This window comes from Ralstonia sp. ASV6 (genome assembly GCF_016429285.1).
Taxonomy (GTDB): Bacteria; Pseudomonadota; Gammaproteobacteria; order Burkholderiales; family Burkholderiaceae; genus Ralstonia; species Ralstonia flaminis.
On the sequence record NZ_JAELUI010000012.1, the window covers coordinates 24,788 to 45,960 of the forward strand.

At 63.3% G+C, this 21,173-nt stretch carries 23 protein-coding genes; 20 read left to right on the forward strand and 3 right to left on the reverse strand.

Annotated elements, in window-relative coordinates:
- The first annotated feature begins 2 nt into the window (after nt 1–2).
- From JHD73_RS03635 to JHD73_RS03670, 8 genes are all read left to right on the forward strand, one after another.
- Nucleotides 3–806 (forward strand): SDR family oxidoreductase, encoded by an 804-nt coding sequence (locus JHD73_RS03635; RefSeq protein WP_199027851.1) that lies wholly within the window; start codon nt 3–5, stop codon nt 804–806.
- Nucleotides 799–2,526 carry a thiamine pyrophosphate-binding protein gene (locus JHD73_RS03640; protein ID WP_199027853.1) on the forward strand — a complete coding sequence of 576 codons (1,728 nt, stop codon included), beginning with the start codon at nt 799–801 and terminating at the stop codon, nt 2,524–2,526. Before JHD73_RS03635 ends, JHD73_RS03640 begins: the two co-directional genes overlap by 8 nt.
- Nucleotides 2,527–2,558: 32 nt before the next feature.
- Nucleotides 2,559–3,362, forward strand: a complete 804-nt coding sequence (locus tag JHD73_RS03645; protein WP_199027906.1) for an aspartate dehydrogenase — start codon at nt 2,559–2,561, stop codon at nt 3,360–3,362.
- Between the two features lie 16 nt (nt 3,363–3,378).
- Nucleotides 3,379–4,875 carry an aldehyde dehydrogenase gene (locus JHD73_RS03650; RefSeq protein ID WP_199027855.1) on the forward strand — a complete coding sequence of 499 codons (1,497 nt, stop codon included), beginning with the start codon at nt 3,379–3,381 and terminating at the stop codon, nt 4,873–4,875.
- Between the two features lie 91 nt (nt 4,876–4,966).
- The gene (locus JHD73_RS03655) at nt 4,967–6,232 is read left to right on the forward strand and encodes an MFS transporter (protein WP_199027857.1); all 1,266 of its coding nucleotides are present in this window, start codon (nt 4,967–4,969) and stop codon (nt 6,230–6,232) included.
- A gap of 67 nt (nt 6,233–6,299) precedes the next feature.
- On the forward strand, nt 6,300–7,262 hold the full coding sequence (locus JHD73_RS03660) for a VOC family protein (protein ID WP_199027859.1): 963 nt from the start codon (nt 6,300–6,302) through the stop codon (nt 7,260–7,262).
- A gap of 21 nt (nt 7,263–7,283) precedes the next feature.
- Nucleotides 7,284–8,240, forward strand: coding sequence for a PDR/VanB family oxidoreductase (locus JHD73_RS03665; protein ID WP_199027861.1), 957 nt, complete (start codon nt 7,284–7,286; stop codon nt 8,238–8,240).
- Between the two features lie 160 nt (nt 8,241–8,400).
- Nucleotides 8,401–9,513 (forward strand): porin, encoded by a 1,113-nt coding sequence (locus tag JHD73_RS03670; RefSeq protein WP_233176768.1) that lies wholly within the window; start codon nt 8,401–8,403, stop codon nt 9,511–9,513.
- 68 nt (nt 9,514–9,581) lie between these two features.
- Here JHD73_RS03670 and JHD73_RS03675 read toward each other — a convergent pair whose 3' ends face one another.
- Nucleotides 9,582–10,460: a 2-hydroxy-3-oxopropionate reductase gene (locus JHD73_RS03675; RefSeq protein ID WP_199027863.1), complete on the reverse strand. Its 879-nt coding sequence runs from the start codon at nt 10,458–10,460 to the stop codon at nt 9,582–9,584.
- Between the two features lie 206 nt (nt 10,461–10,666).
- Here JHD73_RS03675 and JHD73_RS03680 point away from each other — a divergent pair, with 206 nt between their 5' ends.
- Both JHD73_RS03680 and JHD73_RS29485 read left to right on the forward strand, forming a co-directional pair.
- On the forward strand, nt 10,667–10,900 hold the full coding sequence (locus JHD73_RS03680; RefSeq protein WP_233176769.1) for a hypothetical protein: 234 nt from the start codon (nt 10,667–10,669) through the stop codon (nt 10,898–10,900).
- Nucleotides 10,901–11,067: 167 nt separating this feature from the next.
- On the forward strand, nt 11,068–11,199 hold the full coding sequence (locus JHD73_RS29485) for a hypothetical protein (RefSeq protein WP_269848262.1): 132 nt from the start codon (nt 11,068–11,070) through the stop codon (nt 11,197–11,199).
- On the opposite strand, the gene JHD73_RS03685 is transcribed toward JHD73_RS29485, so the two are convergent.
- Together JHD73_RS03685 and JHD73_RS03690 are read right to left on the reverse strand one after the other, a co-directional pair.
- On the reverse strand, nt 11,200–11,727 hold the full coding sequence (locus JHD73_RS03685; RefSeq protein WP_199027867.1) for a cupin domain-containing protein: 528 nt from the start codon (nt 11,725–11,727) through the stop codon (nt 11,200–11,202). It abuts the gene before it with no gap.
- A gap of 20 nt (nt 11,728–11,747) precedes the next feature.
- A complete protein-coding gene (locus JHD73_RS03690; RefSeq protein ID WP_199027869.1) occupies nt 11,748–12,953 on the reverse strand; it encodes a sterol desaturase family protein in 1,206 nt (401 codons plus the stop codon).
- Between the two features lie 819 nt (nt 12,954–13,772).
- Here JHD73_RS03690 and JHD73_RS03695 point away from each other — a divergent pair.
- The 10 genes from JHD73_RS03695 to JHD73_RS03740 are packed head-to-tail and all read left to right on the forward strand — an operon-like array spanning nt 13,773 to nt 21,171.
- Entirely contained in the window at nt 13,773–14,324 is a 552-nt protein-coding gene (locus JHD73_RS03695) for a DUF4255 domain-containing protein (protein ID WP_199027871.1), read from the forward strand.
- A complete protein-coding gene (locus JHD73_RS03700) occupies nt 14,321–15,151 on the forward strand; it encodes a hypothetical protein (protein ID WP_199027873.1) in 831 nt (276 codons plus the stop codon). The genes JHD73_RS03695 and JHD73_RS03700 overlap by 4 nt, the downstream gene beginning before the upstream one ends.
- A 21-nt stretch (nt 15,152–15,172) precedes the next feature.
- On the forward strand, nt 15,173–16,741 hold the full coding sequence (locus tag JHD73_RS03705; RefSeq protein WP_199027875.1) for a phage tail sheath C-terminal domain-containing protein: 1,569 nt from the start codon (nt 15,173–15,175) through the stop codon (nt 16,739–16,741).
- 52 nt (nt 16,742–16,793) lie between these two features.
- A complete protein-coding gene (locus tag JHD73_RS03710; RefSeq protein ID WP_199027877.1) occupies nt 16,794–17,252 on the forward strand; it encodes a phage tail protein in 459 nt (152 codons plus the stop codon).
- Nucleotides 17,253–17,275: 23 nt separating this feature from the next.
- On the forward strand, nt 17,276–17,758 hold the full coding sequence (locus JHD73_RS03715) for a phage tail protein (RefSeq protein ID WP_199027880.1): 483 nt from the start codon (nt 17,276–17,278) through the stop codon (nt 17,756–17,758).
- A gap of 3 nt (nt 17,759–17,761) precedes the next feature.
- Nucleotides 17,762–17,947, forward strand: a complete 186-nt coding sequence (locus tag JHD73_RS03720) for a hypothetical protein (protein ID WP_199027882.1) — start codon at nt 17,762–17,764, stop codon at nt 17,945–17,947.
- Nucleotides 17,948–18,637: a peptidoglycan-binding protein gene (locus JHD73_RS03725; protein ID WP_199027884.1), complete on the forward strand. Its 690-nt coding sequence runs from the start codon at nt 17,948–17,950 to the stop codon at nt 18,635–18,637.
- Nucleotides 18,638–18,640: 3 nt separating this feature from the next.
- The gene (vgrG, locus tag JHD73_RS03730) at nt 18,641–20,428 is read left to right on the forward strand and encodes a type VI secretion system tip protein VgrG (protein ID WP_199027886.1); all 1,788 of its coding nucleotides are present in this window, start codon (nt 18,641–18,643) and stop codon (nt 20,426–20,428) included.
- A 21-nt stretch (nt 20,429–20,449) separates the two neighbouring features.
- Nucleotides 20,450–20,749, forward strand: a complete 300-nt coding sequence (locus JHD73_RS03735; RefSeq protein WP_199027888.1) for a PAAR domain-containing protein — start codon at nt 20,450–20,452, stop codon at nt 20,747–20,749.
- Nucleotides 20,746–21,171, forward strand: coding sequence for a GPW/gp25 family protein (locus tag JHD73_RS03740; protein WP_199027890.1), 426 nt, complete (start codon nt 20,746–20,748; stop codon nt 21,169–21,171). Before JHD73_RS03735 ends, JHD73_RS03740 begins: the two co-directional genes overlap by 4 nt.
- Nucleotides 21,172–21,173: the final 2 nt, after the last annotated feature.

Consider the following 21,173-nt stretch of genomic DNA (forward strand, 5'->3'; position numbering starts at 1 on the left):
CCATGCCGATGATTGATCTGACAGGCAAGGCTGCCGTGGTGACCGGAGGCTCCTCCGGCATCGGCTTCGCCACCGTTGAACTGCTGCTGGAGGCCGGTGCAGCTGTGGCGCTGTGCGGCCGCAATGCGGAGCGCCTCGCGCAAGCCGAGCAGCGTCTGCGTAGTCGATTCCCGGGCGCCAAGCTGTTTGCCGCAACCTGCGACGTGCTTGATGCAGCGCAGATGGCTGCGTTTGCTGATGCGGTGGAGCAGGAGCTTGGCCCCATCGACATGCTGGTCAACAACGCCGGCCAGGGCCGCGTCTCGACCTTTGCCGATACCGACGATGCCGCGTGGACGCAAGAGCTGCATCTCAAGTTCTTTTCCGTCATCCACCCGACGCGCGCGCTCATGCCGCAACTGGAGCGCTCGGAGCACGGCGCCATCGTCTGTGTGAATTCGCTCCTGGCGCAGCAGCCCGAGCCCCACATGGTGGCCACGTCGGCCGCGCGTGCGGGGGTGCTCAACCTGGTGCGCTCGATGGCCACCGAGTTCGCGCCGAAGGGCGTGCGCGTCAACGGCATTCTGATCGGGCTGGTCGAGTCGGGCCAGTGGCGCCGCCGCTTCGAAGCACGCGCTGAAGAAGATCGTCATCTCGACTGGGCCGCGTGGACGCGCCGCCTGGCCGCGCAAAAACATATTCCCCTTGGCCGCCTGGGCCTGCCCGAAGAAGCAGCCCGCGCCATTCTGTTCCTTGCCTCGCCGTTGTCTTCGTACACCACGGGCAGCCATATCGATATCTCCGGAGGACACTCCCGTCATGCTTAAACGACAACAACAGGAACAACAACTGGTTACGGTGGGCTGCGCCATTGCAGCCTTCCTGGAAGCCTGCGAGGTCAAGGCCGCCTTTGGTGTGATCTCCATCCACAACATGCCCATCCTCGACGCGATGGGCGAGCGCGGCAAGATCCGCTTCATTCCGGCACGCGGTGAAGCCGGCGGCACCAACATGGCCGACGCGTATGCCCGCACTACGGGTGGCCTGGGCGTGTGCCTGACCAGCACTGGCACGGCTGCCGGCAATGCAGCAGGCGCGATGGTCGAAGCGCTGACCGCAGGTACGCCGCTGCTGCATATCACCGGCCAGATCGAAACGCCTTACTTGGACCAGAGCCTCGCCTACATCCACGAGGCACCGGATCAGCTCACGATGCTCAAGGCCGTCTCCAAGGCTGCCTTCCGCATCCGCAGCGCGGACACCGCCATCAGCACGATCAAGCTGGCCGTGCAGACCGCACTGACCGCTCCGACCGGCCCGGTGAGCGTGGAGATTCCCATCGACATCCAGGCCGCGCTGATCCCGATGCCGGACGACCTGCGCCCGCTGCTGGTGCCGCAGCATGTGCCGTCGGCCCACGCGCTGGATGAGCTGGCAGAGCGCCTGTCGCGCGCGCGCCGCCCGATGCTGTGGCTGGGCGGTGGTGCCCGTCATGCCGCCAAGCAGGTCAAGCGCCTGATGGACTTGGGCTTTGGTGTGGTCACCAGCACGCAAGGCCGCGGCATCGTGCCGGAAGACGATCCGCGCTCGTTGGGTGCCTTCAACCTGCACAAGCCGGTCGAAGCGTTCTACCAGACGTGCGATGCGATGGTCGTGGTCGGCTCGCGCCTGCGTGGCAATGAAACGCTCAAGTACGAACTGAAGCTGCCGCGTCCGCTGTACCGCATTGACGCGGATGCTTCGGCCGAAGGCCGTTGCTACGCCAGCGACTACTTCGTCTGCGGTGATTCGGCCCTCGCGCTGGACGGTCTGGCCGACCGGCTGGAGAAGAAGATGCAGATCGATGCGGCATTTGCCGGCGACCTGCGTGCTGCACATGAGACGGCTGTTGGTGCACTGGTCGATGGTCTCGGCCCGTACTCGAAGCTGGTGGAAGCCCTCCAAGCTGCCGTCGGTCGTGAGTTCAACTGGGTGCGCGATGTGACCGTCTCCAACAGCACCTGGGGCAACCGTCACCTGCGTATTTTCGATTCGCGTGCGGGCGTGCATGCCCTGGGCGGCGGCATCGGCCAGGGCCTGGCGATGGGCATCGGCGCGGCCATCGGTGCCGCGGCAACCGCTTCGGGCAAGACCACCTTCTGCCTGGCCGGCGACGGCGGTTTCATCCTGAACCTGGGTGAGCTGGCTACTGCTGTGCAGGAGCGCGCCAACCTCGTCATCGTGCTGATGAACGACAAGGGCTACGGCGTCATCAAGAACATCCAGGACGCGCAGTATGGCGGCCGCCGTCATTACGTGGATCTGCACACGCCGGACTACACGGCGCTCTCGCAATCCCTGCAGTTGCGCCATCGCCGCGTGTCGGATCTGGCCGACGTGGGCGACGCTCTGAAAGAGGCAGCTTCGGGCGAAGGCCCGTTCCTGCTGGAGATCGACATGCTCTCCATCGGCAGCTTCAAGACCATCTTTGCGGGCCCGCCGGTCAACCAGCAGGCCAAGGAAGGCCAGGGCGAACGCGCAGCCGAGCGCACCACGGTGGTGGCGTGAGCCAGCAACTGAGCCAACCCAAGGAGCCGGACATGCTGCATGTATCGATGGTCGGTTGCGGAGCGATCGGGCAGGGCGTTCTGGAGCTGCTCAAGAGCGATCCAGACGTCTGCTTTGATGCCGTGATCGTGCCCGAGCACGCGATGGATAAGGCGCGCGAGGCCATTGCCCCGCTCGCGCCGAACGCACGCGTAGTCACGCATCTGTCCGCCGATGCGCGCCCCGACCTGCTGGTCGAATGCGCCGGGCACGACGCACTGGAAGAGCACGTGGTGCCGGCGTTGGAGCAGGGCATCGATTGCCTGGTGGTGTCCGTCGGTGCGTTGTCCGAACCGGGCATGGCCGAACGCCTGGAAGCTGCAGCACGGCGTGGCAACGCGCAGATGCAGTTGCTGTCGGGCGCCATCGGTGCCATCGATGCGCTGGCCGCCGCACGCCTTGGCGGGCTGGATGCGGTGGTCTACACCGGCCGCAAGCCCCCGCGCGCCTGGAAGGACACGCCGGCCGATCAGCAGTTCGATCTGGATGCGCTGCGCGAGCCGACCGTGATTTTCGAAGGCAGTGCTCGCGAGGCCGCGCGCCTGTTTCCGAAGAACGCCAATGTGGCGGCCACGCTGTCGCTGGCGGGCCTGGGGCTCGAACACACGCACGTCAAGCTGCTGGCCGATCCGACGGTGGACGAGAACATTCACCACGTCGAGGCGCGCGGCGCTTTTGGCGGCTTCGAGCTGACCATGCGCGGCAAACCGCTGGCAGCCAATCCCAAGACTTCTGCGCTGACGGTGTTCAGCGTGGTGCGTGCGCTGGGCAACCGCGCGCACGCTGTTTCGATCTGAGTGAGGCCACTGCGCCATGACTGTCTCCACCTTGAATCCAACCGCAACTGCTTTGCTGCCGATCTGCATTGCAGGTGAATGGCGCCTCGGCACCGGCGAGCGCTATGTCACGCGGTACCCCGCCACGGGCGAAGTCGTGGCTGAACTCAACGCCGCCAGCGTGGCTGATGTGGAAGAGGCCGTGGCCGGTGCCTACCGAGCCTTCCTCTCCAGTGGCTGGGCGCAGCGCAAGCCGCATGAGCGTGCGGCTGTGCTGTACCGCGTGGCCGAGCTGATCCGCTCGCGCAGCGAAGCCCTGGCCCAGCGCCAGCGCCTGGATAACGGCAAGCCGATCAACGAAACGCGCGCCCTGGTGGCGAGTGCTGCTGCGACGTTCCAATTCTTCGGCGCCGCCTGCGAAACGCTAGAGGAATCGCTGACGCCCGCACGTGGTGACTGCCTGACGATGAGCGTGCACGAGCCCATGGGCGTGGTGGCCGCCATCACACCATGGAATTCACCCATCGCCAGCGAGGCGCAGAAGATGGCGCCCGCGCTGGCAGCCGGCAATGCCGTCGTCGTCAAGCCCGCTGAGGTCACACCGCTGATGGCGCTGGAACTGGCCGCTATCTGCGAAGAAGCTGGCGTGCCCAAGGGCATGATCAGCGTGCTGCCGGGCAAGGGGTCGATCATCGGTGATGCGATCACCAAGCACCCGCTGGTGCGTCGCGTGTCGTTCACGGGCGGCACGAACACCGGCCGCCACATCGCGCACATCGCGGCCGACAAGATGATGCCGGTGTCGCTGGAGCTGGGTGGCAAGTCGCCCACCATGGTGTTTGAAGACGCCGATCTCGACCACGCGGTCAACGGTGTGCTGTACGGCATCTTCAGCTCGTCGGGCGAGTCTTGCATCGCGGGTTCGCGCCTGTTTGTTGCACGCGCCCTGTATGAGCCGTTCATGGACCGCCTGGCGGCCGCCGCCGCACGCCTGCGTGTTGGCAACCCGGCTGATGAGTCCACGCAAATGGGCCCGCTGATCACCGATCGCCACCGCGACACCATCGAGTCGTACGTGGCAATGGGCGTGGAAGAGGGCGGTCACCTGCGCACCGGCGGCCTGCGCCCGGAAATCACCGGCTGCGAGTCGGGCTACTTCTACACGCCCACCATCATCGAAGGCCTGACCAATAGCGCGCGCATCTGCCAAGAAGAGATCTTCGGCCCGGTGCTAGTCGCCATGCCGTTTGACGATGAGGAGGAACTCATCGAGCAAGCCAACGACAGCGTCTACGCATTGGCCGCCGGCATCTGGACGCGCGACTACAAGCGCGCCTGGCGCATCGGCCGTGCGGTGCAGGCCGGCAACGTGTGGATTAACACGTACAAACAGTTCTCGATCTCGACGCCGTTCGGTGGCTGGCGCGACAGCGGCCTGGGCCGCGAGAAGGGCCGCCTGGGCATCCTGCAGTACATGGAGCAGAAGAGCCTCTACTGGGGCCTGAACGAACAACCGCTGGCCTGGGCCAATTGAAGCCTTGAAGCCTTGAAGCCTTGAAGCCAAGGCAGGTGTGAGGAGACAAAAGAATGAAATCGCATCAACGCAACGCGCAAAGGAGCTCGCAATGAACTCAAGTGCGCAACGCTGGTTTGGCGTGGTCGTGTTGTTCCTGGTCGTCGCCATTTCGTATATCGACCGCATCAATATTGCGGTGCTGATCACGCAGCATGATTTTCTGCAGCATGTGGGTCTTGCTGCGAGCGACCGCAGCGGCCAAGGGCTGCTGGCGACGGCGTTCATGGCAGGCTATGGCTTGTCGGCCATTGTGTTCACCCCGTTCTGCGCGGCGCTGTTTGGTGTGCGCCGTAGCCTGATCTATGGGCTGGTGCTGTGGGGTGTCATCACCATGGTTTCGCCCTGGTTCAACAGCTACATGGAGCTGTTGGCATCCCGCTTCGTGCTGGGTTTTGCCGAAGGGCCGCTCTTCTCGCTGGGCGCGTCTTACATCAAGGCCCATTTCGACAGCCGGGAAAGCGGCAAGCCCAATGCGATCTTCAACATGGGCACAGGTGTCGGCTTGGCCGTCGGCTATCCGCTGGTGGGCTACGCCATTGCCAGCGCCGACTGGGAAGCGTCGTTCCATCTGCTCGGCCTCCTTAATCTGCTCTTGGGCATTCCGCTGGTGCTGGCGTTCGTGCGCATGCCGGCTCGCTACGCGGCCATCCCCAAGCCGGAATCGCTGCCGGCCGCGCTGAACACGGTTGGCGAGATGTTTCGCGGCGCCTTCCACACGCGCCATATCCTGACCATGACGGTGCTGACCGCCGCCTTCCTTTCCTACCTGTGGGGCAGCAGTAACTGGTTGCCGACCTACCTGAAGGAAGCGCGTGGCTTTTCCCTGCGCGAGATGGGCTGGATGGCGTCCATGCCGCAGTACGCGGCCGTGCTCGGCGTGCTGTTGGGCGGCCTGCTGCTGGATATCATCCCGCGTCGCCGCATCCCGCTGATCTTTGTGTTTGGCAGCCTGGGCGTGGCGGTGGCAGTGCTGTTGGCCATCAATAGTACCGACCGCTATGCCGCCGCTTACTGGCTGACGGCCGCCAGCCTGTGCTGGGGCCTGCAGAGCCCGGCCATCCCCAGCACCGTGCAATTCAACGCCAAGCCACAGCACGTTGCGTGCGCGTTTGGCGTCACCAATGGCGTCGGTAGCCTGGTGGCGGGTTTCATGCCAGCCATCATGGGTGTCGTGATCGGGTTGGGGAGCGGCGGTGGCCTTGCCGCGGGCTTCGGCAGCCTGGTGGGTACCCAACTGATCGTGCTGCTGTGTGGCCTGGCCCTGCTGCGCAATGGTGAGGCGGCCACGCGTGCTGTCCCGGGCGCGGCGCACTGACAACCCACAACGAATCACAGCGCTCGCCGACCACCCAAGGCCACGCGGCGCAAAGCAGGAGATGAAGATGAATACCATTCGAGGCATCGACGAAATCGTCTACGGTGCCGACGACCTTGCCGCCTGTCAGCAGTTCTTCCAGGATTGGGGGCTCACGCTGAAGGCAGAAGACGCCAGCGGTTTGCTGTTCGAAACGCTCAACGGCTGCCGTGTACGCGTCAAGCGCAGCGACGATGCAACGCTGCCGCCCGCCATGGAAGCCGGCCCAACACTACGTGAGGTGATCTGGGGCGCGGATTCGCAAGCCGTACTGGATCGCCTGGCCGACAAGCTGGCGGACCAGCCCGGCTACGTCAACGCCGATGGCCGCGTTGGTTGCACCGACCCGAACGGTCTGGCCGTGCGCGTGCAGCTGACCGCCAAGCGCGATGTCGAGGTGCAATGCGCCGCCATGAACACCTGGACGGACAAGCCGCGCTTGAACCAGCCCAGCCCAATCTACGAACGCGCCACGCCCATCGAAGTGGGCCACGTGGTGTTCTTCGTGAAGGACGTGGCGACCACGGAGCGCTTCTATATCGACAAGCTCGGCTTCGTGCCGTCCGATCACTACCCAGGCCGCGGCGCCTTTCTGCGTTGCGAACCGGAAGGCGGTCACCACGATCTTTTCCTGTTGCAAACACCGCAAGCCAAGAGCGGGCTCAACCATGTGGCTTTCACGGTGCGCGACATCCACGAGGTGTTTGGCGGCGGCATGCACGTCTCGCGTTGTGGCTGGGATACGCAACTCGGCCCGGGTCGTCACCCGATTTCGTCGGCGTACTTCTGGTACTTCAAGAACCCCGCCGGCGGCCTGATCGAGTACTACGCCGATGAAGACCAACTCGACGGCGATTGGCAGCCGCGCGATTTCGAACCCGGCCCGACTGTGTTTGCTGAATGGGCCATCGACGGTGGCATTGACGGCAACACGCGCCGCCAGAAGAACGTCGTTGGCCCGGAAGGCAAGTTCCTCACGGAAAAGCGCTGAAACGTTGCAGAGAGAAGTGCCATGAGTACGAATCCCCCCCTCAACCTGCGCGTGCACGCCATGCGCTACGAAGCCCAGGGCATCGTGAGCGTGGAGCTGCGCGATGTGGACGGCAAGACGCTGCCCGAATATGCACCGGGCGCGCATATCGACCTGCACCTGGGCAATGGTCTGGTGCGCAGCTACTCGCTATGCGGTGCGCCGGAGGTGCGTGACCGCTACGTGGTTGGCGTGCTGCTCGATCGCAATAGCCGCGGCGGCTCGCGCTACGTGCATGAGCAACTGCGTGTGGGCTCGATGCTCAAGATCGGAGGCCCGCGCAACAACTTCGCATTGGATGAAGCCGCGCCGCGCACGGTGCTGGTGGCCGGTGGCATTGGCGTGACGCCCATCGTGTGCATGGCGCGTCGGCTGGCAGAGCGTGGCAAGACATTCTCGATGCTCTACTGCGCGCGCTCACGCACAGAAGCGGCCTTCGCCGATGAACTGGCGGCCCATGGCGATGCCGTGCGCTTTCACTTCGACGCAGATGCAGGCGGCCCGCCTGATTTGAAGGCGCTGCTCGCAGGGCATCCGGCGGATACGCATTTCTACTGCTGCGGACCCGGCCCGATGCTGCGCGCTTTCGAGGCCGCATGCGAAGCGCTGGGCTACACCAATGTCCACATCGAACGCTTTGCCGCGGATGCGGAAGTGTCGTCGGTGCAGGAGGGTGAGTACACGGTCAAGCTCGCGCGCACCGGCTCGGAGCTGTGCGTGCCCGCCGGCAAGTCGCTGCTCGACGCGCTGCTGGAAGTGGGCGTAGAGGTCGAGTACAGCTGCAAGGAAGGCGTGTGCGGCTCCTGCGAGACCCGCGTGCTGGAGGGCGAACCCGAGCATCGCGACAGCGTGCTCTCCAAGAGCGAGCGTGCCTCCAACCAGACCATGATGGTTTGCGTATCCGGCTGCAAGGGCAAGCGGCTGGTGGTTGATCTTTAAGCCGTTGAGCGCCGGCCTGACCAGCCGCGCGCTCTCTTTTTTTTGCGTTGTCAATTTCTTAAACGTCGTTTCATAGGTGGAACGATTAATAACAGCCTGCCACCAGGCAGGCGATAACAACCGGCAGGGCCCGACACCCTGGCCAACGGAGGAAGCAAGAATGAGGAAGACACTGTGCACGATGGTGGGCGTTGGGGCGGCGATGGGCCTGGCAGGTACCGCAGCCGCGCAGAGCAACGTAACGCTGTATGGCAGCCTTGACCAAGGCGTGGCGTACATCAACAACCTGAAGAGCGGCGCGACCAGCGGCTCGGCCCTGCGTATGGACCCGGGTACGATGCAGCCGGATCGCTTCGGCCTGCGTGGCTCGGAAGATCTTGGCGGCGGCACGCAGGCCATCTTCCAGTTGGAATCGGGTTTTCTCGGTGACACCGGCAACAGCGTAGTGGCTGGCAAGCTGTTCAATCGCGCCGCATGGGTTGGTCTGTCGAACGAGCGCCTGGGCAACATCCAGCTCGGCCATCAGGCGGATTTCATGTTTGACTACCTCGGCCGCCTGAGCAACGGCTTCCAGCTCACCAACTTCTACCTGTTCCACCCGGGCAACTTCGACAACCTGGCCAACCAGTTCCAGATCGACAACGCCGTGCGCTATGTCTCGCCCATCTTCGGCGGGCTGCAACTGGGCGGCATGTACGGTTTTGGGGAGGTGCCGGGTTCGCCGTCGAAGAGCCGCAGCTACAGCCTGGGCGCGTACTACAGCAATGGTGGCTTCCGTGCGGCAGCGGCCTACACCGCGTCGAACGACCGCACGCTGGACATTGCCGGTCGCCTGGGGATTACCAACACGCTGGGTACAACGCTGGTGCCGGGCGTGATGACGCCGATGAGCTCGGTCAAGTCGTTCGGTGCGGGCACGCTGTACCAGTTCAGCAACCTGCCGGTGCAGATCAATGCGGTTTACACGCAGACGCGCATTACGCTGGGTGGCGCTAATGCCCGCTCGCAGAACTTCGATCTGGGCACCGCGTGGCACTACAGCGCCGCCAACACGCTCAACGTGGGTTACACCTTCAGCAAGTACGAAAGCGCGCGCTGGAACCAGTTCAGCGTGGGCAATGTGTATGCGTTTTCCAAGCGCACGCAGGTGTACCTGCAGGGCACGTATCAGCGCGCCTCAGGTGACGCCCAATCGGCGGCGATCAACGGCGTGGGCGTGTCGGCCAACCGCAGCCAGATCGTTGTCAGCACCGGGGTGCATCACTCGTTCTGATGTTCTGATGTTGTGACCGAACGTGGCGCTGCGGGCAGACTCGCAGCGCCGTGTTGCTTTGCGTGCGGTCAGGCGACGGTGTGGTCTGCCATCAGCTCAAGCGCCTTTACCATTGCCGAGTGATCCCACGCCTTGCCGCCATTGGCCGCGCATACGCTGAAGAGCTGCTGCGTGCTGGCCGTGTTTGGCAAGGCAATGCCGAGCTTGCGCGCACCTTCAAGCGCCAGGTTCAAGTCTTTCTGGTGCAGCTCGATACGGAAGCCCGGGTCGAATGTGCGCTTGATCATGCGCTCGCCATGCACCTCCAGAATGCGTGATGAGGCAAAACCGCCCATCAGCGCCTCGCGCACGCGCGCCGGATCTGCTCCAGCCTTGGAGGCAAACAGCAGCGCTTCGCCTACCGCCTCGATGGTCAACGCAACGATGATCTGGTTGGCAACCTTGCACGTTTGCCCGGCACCCGACGCACCCACGTGCGTGATGTTCTTGCCCATCAACGCAAACAGCGGCTTGGCGCGTTCGAACGTGGCTTCCTTGCCGCCGACCATGATGGTGAGCGTGGCATCGCGTGCACCAACTTCACCGCCCGAGACTGGCGCGTCCAGGTAGTCGGCCCCCAGTGCTTCGACGCGCTTGGCAAACGCCTGCGTTTCGAGGGGCGAGATCGAACTCATGTCGATGAACAGCTTGCCGTCGGCAAGACCTTGGGCGATGCCGTCTTCACCGAACAGCACGTTCGCCACGTCTGACGTGTCCGGCACCATGGTGATGACGATATCCGCCGCGTGTGCCACAGCGGCGGAATTGGCGACGACCTTCGCCTGCGCACGCAGGTCGTCAGGCACGGAGTGCTTGCCGCTGACTACGAGGGTGTGGCCACCCTTGAGCAGGTTGCGGGCCATGTGCGCGCCCATGATGCCCAGACCGATGAAGCCGACGGTTGCCATGATGTTCTTCTCCCAAGAGGCAATGGATGGAGGCAGACCGCCAGCGTAGATCAGTTTGGGTGCCGCGGTGCATGAACCCTGCGCTTATTGGTCAGGATTGCGTCTCAGTAGTCGTAGATGTGTTCGACCTGCCACGCAGGCTGCCGGGCTACCAGCACGGTGTCCGTCCGTTTCCCCACAGGCTGTAACGGGGCATGCCGGACTTCATGGAAAGCCGCTTCGACGGCGCGGAAGAGACTCTGGATTTCAGCCATGGCATGCTGACCAAGGCGGGGTATGCGCAGTTGCCGGCCGAGCTGCGCAGGTTGCGCGCCAAGCCCGCCACCTTGCATGACGAGGCTGCCGATGCACCGCTTGCCGAAAAGCGCGGTACGGCGTTGTTGCTGGCAATGCGCCTGTGGGAGCCCGATGTGTTCCGCGCCCTGAGGCGAGTGGCGTAGGGCTCGTCAATCGTGCATCACATAGCGGCGACGTGACGCGAAAGATCCCCCTGAGAATAGGCGGCAAGAACCATCATTGCTCGCACAATGGCTTTGCGCTGCCCTCTCATAAGCTGAATCCGTGCCGATAAGACAGCTATCGGAGCACGGCAGAGATGGGAGGGGATATGTCCACCGCAGCCACCACAGCCGCCAACTGGATCGTCGTCCTGACATGCGCGTACATGGAGTACAGCACCTGGCGCGGCATGAGCGTTTACCGTCGCACGGTTGGCTATGAGAGTGTGGTGTGGTGCTGACTAGCGCACCGCAGGCTTGGGTAGCAGCCTTCGGATTAGATCTCCATGTGCCGAATGACTTGCCAGCAGCACACCGCCCTCGGCCAATTCGAATTCACTGAACTCGAAACCCGGCGCGACCGTGCAGCCAACCAGCGCGTAACCGTGCGCACCGGCCACCCGCTCGGCAGCAAACCACCGGCCCGCCGGCACCACCGCCTGGTACACCGCCATCTCGTCCTCGGCCACTTGGCCCAGGCGATGCGTGCGCACCGTACCGTCGTCTTCCAACACATGCACGTCTAATGCATCGCCCGTATGGAAATGCCAGAGCTCGTCCGACTGGATCCGATGCCAGGCCGAATAGGCATCATCTGCCAGCAGGTAGTAGATCGCGGTGGCAGCCGCACGTTCGACGGTCTGACCATCAATGCGGCCGCGTTGGATGCGTTCCTCGCTGCGATAGGTCTCGCGGTAGAAGCCGCCTTCCGGGTGCGGTTCGAGGCCGAGCCGACGGATGAGGTGCAACGCAGCGGGGTGGATTGGCATGATGATGAGGCGTCTTCGGCTCAACCCTTCTGACGCTGGAACGGAAAACGCTGCTGGTTGATGAAGCCGTCAGGCATGTAGTCACCCACCACGCCGTATTTTTCCGGAAATGCCTTCTTCGATTTCACCGCCGTGCCGAACAGGTAGTCGATGAACGCGAAGTGCGCAGCGTAGTTCTTGTCGATGGCTTCGTCTTCCGACGAGTGGTGCCAGTGGTGAAAATCTGGCGTCACGAAGATGTATTTCAACGGCCCCCACGGCAGGTGCACGTTGGCGTGGTTGAACACCGCCTGGAAGCCCACGATGATGATGTAGACATCGACCACCGCCTTGTCAAAGCCCAGCACGAACAGCGGCCCGAGCACGGCCACACGCGTAACGATCAACTCAAGAATGTGCTGGCGCGAGCCGGCCAGCCAATCCATCGTCTTCACGCTGTGATGCACGGCATGGAAGCGCCACAGGAACGGCACCTCGTGATACGCGCGGTGCGTGACGTACTCCATCAGGTCGGCCACCAGCATGCACAGCAGCAACTGCGGAATGAACCAGATGTGCTGCACCATCTGCTGGAATTCTGCGTGAACCATCCACCCGAACACGCGGTGGATCAGGAAGTTCACCACCAGCAGCACCAGGCCCACAATGAAGTGGTTGACCGCGAAGTGCGCCATGTCGGTCTGCCACTCGGCGCGGAACACCGGCTGCTTCTTATAGAGTGGGAACAGCTTTTCGAGCAGCACGAAGATGGCCGTGGAGCCAAGCAGGTCGAGAATGAACCAGTCCATGCCGATATACGGCGTGTGGTCCGGAAAATCGCCCACCGGCACGCGTGAGCCGCCCAATGCCACCGCGATCACCACGAACACAAACGCCAGGCAGTTCAGGCGGCGGCGGTTATCCAGCACGATATTCGCCAGCGACAAGCCGCCGGAAATCAGCAGCGAGAAAAACAGGATCTGCCGGATCACATCCACGGAGTACGAGCGTCGCAGCTCTGGCGTTGTCAGGTACTGCGGAAAGTGAAATGCCAGCACGCCCAGCAGGCAGAGGAAGCCCAGCACCAATGCCAGCACGGTGCCGACCATGCCGCGGCCAAAGACCATGCCGCCGCTGGAGTGCAGCAGCGTGTTGGCATCGCGAATCGTGGCGTCAGCCACGCGGACGATGGCGGGATGGTGTTCCTCTTCGGGCAACGGTGCCGAAGGTTTATGGTTGGTATTCATGGACCTGACTCGCGCGTATTGTTTTATTTTGTTTTGATAACAAATGACGTGCCCTATACCGGAAACCCTTTTTAGCTTGGATGCCGCTTGTTGCAGCAGATTTTCCGTAGAAGCAACGCCCCGGATGATATACCGGTACGCGATGTAAATCGCACCGGTTCTCTTGCGTCTGGCTGCCGGAATCAGGGCATGGGTTGGACGCGTCAGATGACCTAAATCAAACTGCCGAAGCGGTTGTTAATGCTGCGCGGTTGCCGGAGTTCAATGTTGAACTGCGGGATGGGTACATCCCCGCGTTCATGAGCAAGGCGATGCCCAAGAGCAACAAGGTGGCCATGCTCGCCATTGCTCGCAGTTGCGCTCTCCGGTGCAGAGCAGGCTGGCTGACCTGCCACCAAGCAACAGGGCCAGATTGCTCCCGATCAACCCGCGCTGAACAGTGCCGAGTCACCCCGGCCCTGCCAATGCGTTGCGTGCATCTGGATGGTTGGCCCACGAACACATCACTTCTTGCCGTTGCGCGAGTCGCCGTTCTCGTTGGCGTTTTCTTCCATTGGCGTCTTTCACCATGTGGGCTAGCTGCGCTTTGTTGACGGCGGACGACGTGTGCCAAGACACGTTACCGATGTCCTAAGGATTTCAGCATCGCACTTCAGCAATCTACCGATGGCTCGTCGCCGGGTGCCCCATCAATATCGGGCGAACGATTCCCGAAGCGCTGCGGCTGACGGCGGTCCGCGACGGACGCCGGTGCCCGGCAACATAGCCGCGACAACTCGCCAACCAACCGTGATTGACAGTGCCCTTGGCCATCTCGCGATGCAGTTGAACCAGCATTTGCGACGGCGTCTCGTGCTGGCCGAAGACCTGGTCGTGGTCTCGAACCTGCAAGAACCCGGCGGTGGCGTGGTGACATCGGCGAGCAACAAGCTGGTGTTGTTCATCAGCGGTGTTGAGCGCGACACCGCGGCGCATCGCACGGGCGGGGGCGGCAGCGAGCAACGCACGCAACTGCGCGGCGCAGAGCCGCTGTTCCTGAACTTGCTGGTGATCTGCGCGGCGACCTTCAGCGGGCAGAGCTATCCCGAAGCACTGCGTTTTCTGTCCGATGCCATCGCGTACTTCCAGGCGCGGCCGGTATTCGACCATCAGAACTCGCCGGGCCTGGACCCGCGCATCGATCGGCTGGTCCTGAACATCGAGAACCTGAGCAATAGCGAGATGCACAGTTTGTGGAGCATTCATGGCGGCCGTTACTTGCCATCGGTGTTGTACCGGGTGCGGCTGGTCTGCCTGGGTGACGACGCGCCGAGCCGCCGGGAAACGCTGGTCAGCCAGCCCAATATCGATGCCCAGAGGGCGGTGCGATGACAGCGGCCAGCCAACCCGGTACCACCCGCGAGACGATGCCTGGATACCGCACGCTTGCAAGCCTGACCGTGCGTCATCCGTACTTCGCGCCGGGCTGGCCCGATGCGCTGCATCTGCGGGCGGAGCCGGCCGCAGCGGCGCTGATGGCCCGCTTTGACTTGCATCTGCGTGGCGATGCGCGTCATGCCGTCATGCTCGCGCCGGAGCGCCAGTTGGCGGGCCTGTGGAGCGAACGCGATGCTTGGCTGACTGATGGCCTGGCGCTGGCGCTGCATTCGTCCGATCCGCAGTGGGCTTGCTACACGGATGTGCGCATGCTCGCCGCCGGTGGCACGTTCCGGCCGTCGCCCGAGCAGGTGGGCCAGTTGCGCCAAGACGCGGCGAGCGAGGCGGGCGGCAGGGCCGGCGTGCTGGCGCGGTTGCAACTGCCGCTCGCGCCGTCGGGCTGCGACAGTCTTGCGGCGTGGATAGGGGCGACCGCCGAATCCTGGACGCTGGAGTTGCCGGTACGTGCCACGACTTGGAAATACCTTCTGCTCGGCGACTGGGCGGACGACGTACGCCTTGTCGATCTGGGCGACGCCGTCGCGTTTGGCGAGCCGGCGCGCGAGACGCTGCCGGACGGACGCGAAGCGATCACGATCCGCTCGCTCGCGCCGATTGCGCTGCAGGAGCGTCCGCCACACCGGTTCCAGTTGCGCCGCGGAACGGGCAACGCCGAGCGCGTGCTGATGACACGCATGCCAATGGCAGCGCCTGACGGACTACGACGTGAAGTCGTTGACGGTGCGCCGTGCGATGTATCGGAGATCTTTGTCAGTCGGTAACCATTTCATCGGGAGCTTGCAATGGGTGCAATGAAGACGCCAGGCGTCTATATCGTGGAGAAGAATGCCTTCCCCAACTCCGTGGTGGAGGTGGCGACGGCAGTGCCTGCTTTTATCGGCCATACGGAGATCGCGGACAACCGCAACAAGCCGCTCGCCATGAAGCCATGGCGCATCAGTTCGATGGCCGAATACCACCAGTACTTCGGCTATGCGCCGTTTCCGCGTTTCAATATCGCGGAGAAGACCGATCCGTCGGCGATTGCCGCGTTTCGTGTGGCAGGCAAGGACTACGTGCTGCAAATGCCGGACGGCAAGGACGGCGGGGGCTACCTGCTGTACTCGGCGTTGCGCCACTTCTTCCAGAACGGCGGCGGGCCGTGCTACATCGTCTCGGTCGGCAGCTACACCGATGACCTGGATGTCCAGAAGTTCAAGGACGGCATCGGAGAGCTGCTCAAGGAGCAGGAGCCGACGATGCTGGTGGTACCGGAGGCGGTGAAGTTCAAGGCCGAGGTTTGTAACGACCTGCAGCAGGAAATGCTCGCGCACTGTGGTGACAAGATGCGCAACCGCGTTTCGATTCTCGACATCTGGGGCGGCGACAAGCCGCGCAACGACCCGGGCGGCGATCCCATAGTCAACTTCCGCAACGCGCTCGGCATCAACTATCTCGACTTCGCGTCGGCCTATTACCCGTGGCTTAACACCACCGTGGTTGGCGACAAGGACATCAGCTACGAGAACATCGCCAACACCGATGTGCTGATGCCGCTGCTGCGCGCAGACCTCGATCTGCCCGATACGCTGCCGGACGATGCACCGCAGAAGACGAAGGACACCTTTGGTGCTGTCGCCGATATTGCGAAGGACTGGACCACAGTCAAGGACAAGGACGGTCAGCCGCTGTCAAAGGACGCCATCCTCAGCAACAAGGCGCTGCTGAACAAGACGCTGGTGTCGATCAGCCCGCTGTTCAATACGGTGCTGGGCGAGATCAAGTACCAACTGAACCTGCTGCCGCCCAGCGCGGCGATGGCCGGCATCTACACGATGGTCGACAACTCGCGCGGCGTCTGGAAGGCGCCGGCCAACGTGAGCCTCGCTGGCGTGGTCTCGCCGTCCGTCAGCATCTCAGCGGCGGATCAGGAAGACCTGAACGTGACGACGCAGGGCAAGTCGATCAACGCGATCCGCAGCTTTATCGGTGAAGGCGTTCTGGTCTGGGGTGCGCGCACGCTGGACGGCAACAGCCTTGACTGGCGCTATATCAACGTACGCCGCACGATGATCATGATCGAAGAATCGTGCCGCCTTGCCGCCAAGGCGCTGGTGTTCGAGCCCAACGTTGCCAATACGTGGGTCACGATCAAAAGCATGATCCAGAACTTCCTCACCAGCATCTGGAAGCGCGGCGGCCTGGCCGGTGCGGTGCCGGACGACGCATTTAGCGTGCACGTCGGGCTTGGCGAGACGATGACGCCCGATGACATCCTCGAGGGCATCTTGCGCGTGACCGTGCTGGTGGCGATGGTTCGGCCGGCCGAGTTCATCGAGATCACGTTCCAGCAACAGATGCAGAAGTCCTGATGGGGCAGCGTTCCCGGCCCGATAACCTGATTGCGTAAACAAGGAGATCGTCATGGCAGACGATGGTTCGGCACAGTCGAAGAATGTATGGCCCATTCCCAAGTTCCACTTCCAGGTGAAGTGGGACTCCACGGTGATGTCGTTCGAGGAGGTTTCGGGACTGGACGTGGAGGCGCAGCAAATCGAGTACCGCAGCGGCGACAACCCGGTGTTTTCCACCGTCAAGATGCCCGGGCTCAAGAAGTACGGCAACGTGACCATGAAGAAGGGCGTGTTCAAGGCCGACAACAAGTTCTGGGACTGGTTCAACCAGATCAAGATGAACACGATCAAGCGCGTGCCGATCACCATCAGCCTGCTTGATGAGTCGGGTAGCCCAACGATGGTCTGGACGCTCGCCAATGCGTGGCCGGCCAAGATCACCGGTACGGACCTGAAGGCGCAGGGCAACGAAGTGGCGGTCGAGACCATCGAGATCGCCCACGAAGGCCTGACGATCGCCAACAGCTGAGGCCCCGCCGCGGGTTCGCACGCATGCGGAAATCGACGCACTATGGCACCGGCAGCAGTACCGACTTCATGCCGGTGTCGTTCTCGTTCGTGGTCGGGTTCAGCAACATCGCCACCGGTGTGGATGCCTCGTTTCAGGAGGTCTCCGGCATGGACCAGGTCATGGAGACCGAAGACGTGCAGTGCGGTGGCGAGAATCGCTTCATCTACAAGCTGCCCAAGGGCGTCCGCCAGGAGAAGCTGGTGCTCAAACGCGGCGTGGCCGACATCCGATCGCCACTGATGCGCTGGTGCAAGGCCGTGATGAGCGGCGGGCTGGCCCAGCCGGTCACGCCGATGGACGTGAGCGTCTATCTGCTGGATGAGGAGGGCGACAAGATCCGTGGCTGGACGTTCCAGTCGGCGTATCCGGTGCGCTGGGGCGTCGACGAGTTCAACGCGACGAAGAACAACGTGGTAATCGAGACGATCGAGATGGCCTATCTCAACTGCGTCCGGGAGCTGTGAGCGATGACGATCGAAGTCCGCCAGATGGTGATCCGCTCGGAGTTGGACGGGGCCCAGAGCAAGGACCAGCAAACGCCGAAACAGGAGTCTTGCTGCGTTGACGACGAGAAGGCGGCCGCCGGCCACCGTGCGCAGCGCGCGCAGCTGCGGCAACTGCACGCGCAGCTCGATCGGCTTCGGGAGCGCTAGATGCCGCTGTCTGGCGCCGACCTCACGCCCCTGAAGATATCTGCCTGCCAGGACGAGAAAGGGCGCATTTCGCCCGTTCCTGGTAAGTCGATCTCGTTGCAGATCAACCCGTCGCAGTTCAAGCATGAGCGCAGCACGTGCTTCACGCAGGAGAAGCCACTGGGTGACACCGGCTCGGGCCGCCAGTACAGCCACATGCAGCCGGGCAAGCTGTCCTTCTCGGCCATATTCGACGGCACGGGTGTGATCCCGCGCCCGACCGGTGTGCCACAGCAGGAGGTGGAGGAGCAGTTGGCGTCGTTGGCCAAGGTCATCTACGAGTACAAGGGCGTATCGCACCAACCGAGCATCGTGCAGATCCTCTGGGGTCAGCTCATCTTCACTGGACGCCTGACGAGCTTCACAACCGACTACACGCTGTTCCGCCCGAGCGGCATTCCGTTGCGCGCCACCGCTGCGCTCGCCTTTGATTCGTACCGGAGCAGCAAGGAGGCCCAGCTGGAGGCGGACGCCAGCTCGCCCGACCTGAGCCACGTCGTGACGGTGCGCGCCGGCGACACGCTGCCGCTGCTCTGCGAGCAGATCTACGGTGACGGCCGCTATTACGCCGAGGTCGCGCGCTTCAACGGCTTGCGCCACTTCCGCGCGTTGCCGCCGGGCATGGTGTTGCACTTTCCGCCGCTGGAGTAGCCCATGGCAACGTCACCAACGGTCGACACCGATGGCGTACTGAACGTCACCGTCAACAGCAACGGCAAAGTCCTGAAGAACCTGCCGCTGATGACGGTGACCGTGCGCCGGGCCTTCAACCGCATTCCGTGGGCCGAACTGGTGATCCAGGACGGCGACATGACCACCGGCAAGTTTGAGTATGCGGACACGTCGGCCTTTGAGCCAGGCGCTGTTGTCACCATCTCGGCCGGCTTTGGCAGCGATTCGGCGCAGCTCTTCAGCGGCATCGTCGTGCGCTACGGCATCAGGATCGAGGGGCAGAATGAATCGCGCCTCGTCGTTGAGTGCCGCGACAAGACCACCCGGATGACCATCGGCCGCAACAACGCCAACTACGTCCAGCAGAAGGACAGCGACATCCTGTCGGCGCTGATTGGCACGCATGGGCTGACGGCAAACGTGGCGAGCACGACGCAGCAGCACGACGAGCTTGTGCAGTACTACTGCAGCGATTGGGATTTCCTGCTCGCGCGCGCCGAGGTCAACGGCATGCTCGTCAATGTGGATGCGGGCACCGTGAACGTGCAATCGCCAACGGCGGATGGCGATGCCGTGGTGACGGTCACCTGGGGCAGCAATCTGTACGAATTCGACGCAGAGATCGACGCGCGCCAGCAGTTCAAGTCGGCGCAGGCCGTGGCGTGGGATCCCGCACAGCAGCAGGTTGTGGTGGGTGAGGCTGCGGCGCCGGGCACGCTCAATGCGCAAGGCAACCTGAAGCCGGCGGCGCTGGCGGCTGTGGCAGGCCCAGATGTAATGCGGTTGCAGACGGCCACCACGCAGGAACAGTCCACGTTGACCACCTGGGCAAAGGCCTTGCAGTTGAAAGCGACGCTGGCACGCATTCGCGGCCGGTTGCGCTGCCAGGGCAACGCCCTTGTGGTGCCGGGCGCGCTGGTTGCGGCCAGCGGGGTGGGCTTACGTTTTCAGGGCAACGTGTTCGTCAGCGCCGTTGAGCATACGATGGCCGGCGGCCAGTGGTTTGCCGATGTCGAATTCGGGCTGGACCCGCGCTGGCACATGATGCGCGACGACGTGGCGGCACCGCTGGCGTCTGGTCTTCTGCCCGGCGTGGGCGGGCTGCAGATCGGCGTTGTGAAGAAGCTCGACGGCGATCCACAGAACGCGCAGCGTATCCAGGTGGCACTGCCGGTGATGCAGGCGCAGACCGAGGGCCTCTGGGCACGGCTCGTGCAGGGCTACGCGTCCAATACCTTCGGCATGTTCTTCCTTCCCGAAGTGGGCGATGAGGTCATCGTTGGCTACCTGAACGACGATCCCAGCCACCCGGTCGTGCTTGGCTCGCTCTATAGCGCCGGGCACACACCGCCTTACGCGATTGCGGCGGAGAACGACACCAAGGCGATTGTCACGCGGGCACAACACAAGATCGAGTTCAACGAGAAAGACAAGATCGTGACCATCACCACACCCGGCAACAACAAGGTGGTGCTCGACGACAAAGACAAGTCGATCCTCGTCCAGGACCAGAACGGCAACAGCATGAAGTTGTCGGGCAGCGGCATCGCACTCGACAGCCCCTACGACATCACGGCCAACGCGAAGGGAAACATCCAGCTCAAGGCCGCGGCGTCGATCGAAATCTCTGCGCAGGTCGACATCAAGGCCAGCGCCATCAACATTGGCTGCGAGGCCCAGGCCGGCTTTACCGGCAAGGGTGCCGCCACTGCCGAGCTGTCTGCGTCCGGGCAGACGACGGTCCGGGGCGGTGTGGTCATGATCAACTAGATCAACTAGGAGTGCCATTCGATGCCCCCCGCTGCGCGCTTGACTGACATGCACACGTGCCCGATGCAGACACCAGGGTTGCCGCCTGTGCCGCACGTTGGTGGTCCGGTGGTGGGCCCCGGCGTGCCTACCGTGCTGATTGGCAGCCTGCCCGCAGCCGTGGTCGGTGATAACGCGGTCTGCGTCGGGCCGCCCGACGTGATCGTGCAGGGCTCCAGCACGGTGCTGATCGGTGGTCGACCAGCCGCACGCGTGGGCGATGCCACCGCGCACGGCGGTAGCGTGGTCATGGGCCTGCCCACGGTATTGATCGGGGGATGACGATGCGTTCCAGCCCGTTCCTTGGCCGCGGCTGGCAGTTTCCGCTGCGCTTCGACCCGCGCAGTGGGCAGACCGGCATGGTGGCCGGCGTGGAAGACATCGAAGAGAGCCTACGCATCCTGTTTGGCACCAACCCCGGCGAGCGCGTGATGTTGCCGGCCTACGGATGTCCCCTGCGCCGTGTCGTGTTCGATACGCTCTCCGAGAGCACGGTGACTGAACTCAAGGAGATGATCCGCAAGGCGATCTTGTTTTTCGAGCCGCGCATCCTGGTCGAGCGTATCGACACGGCGTTGATTGATCCCCTTGAGGGCCGTCTCGACATCCGGATCGACTACATCGTGCGGACCACCAATACGCGCCACAACCTCGTCTATCCCCTCTACCTCGACCAGGCCACCCAGCCGGTTGACGGCTACTGAGC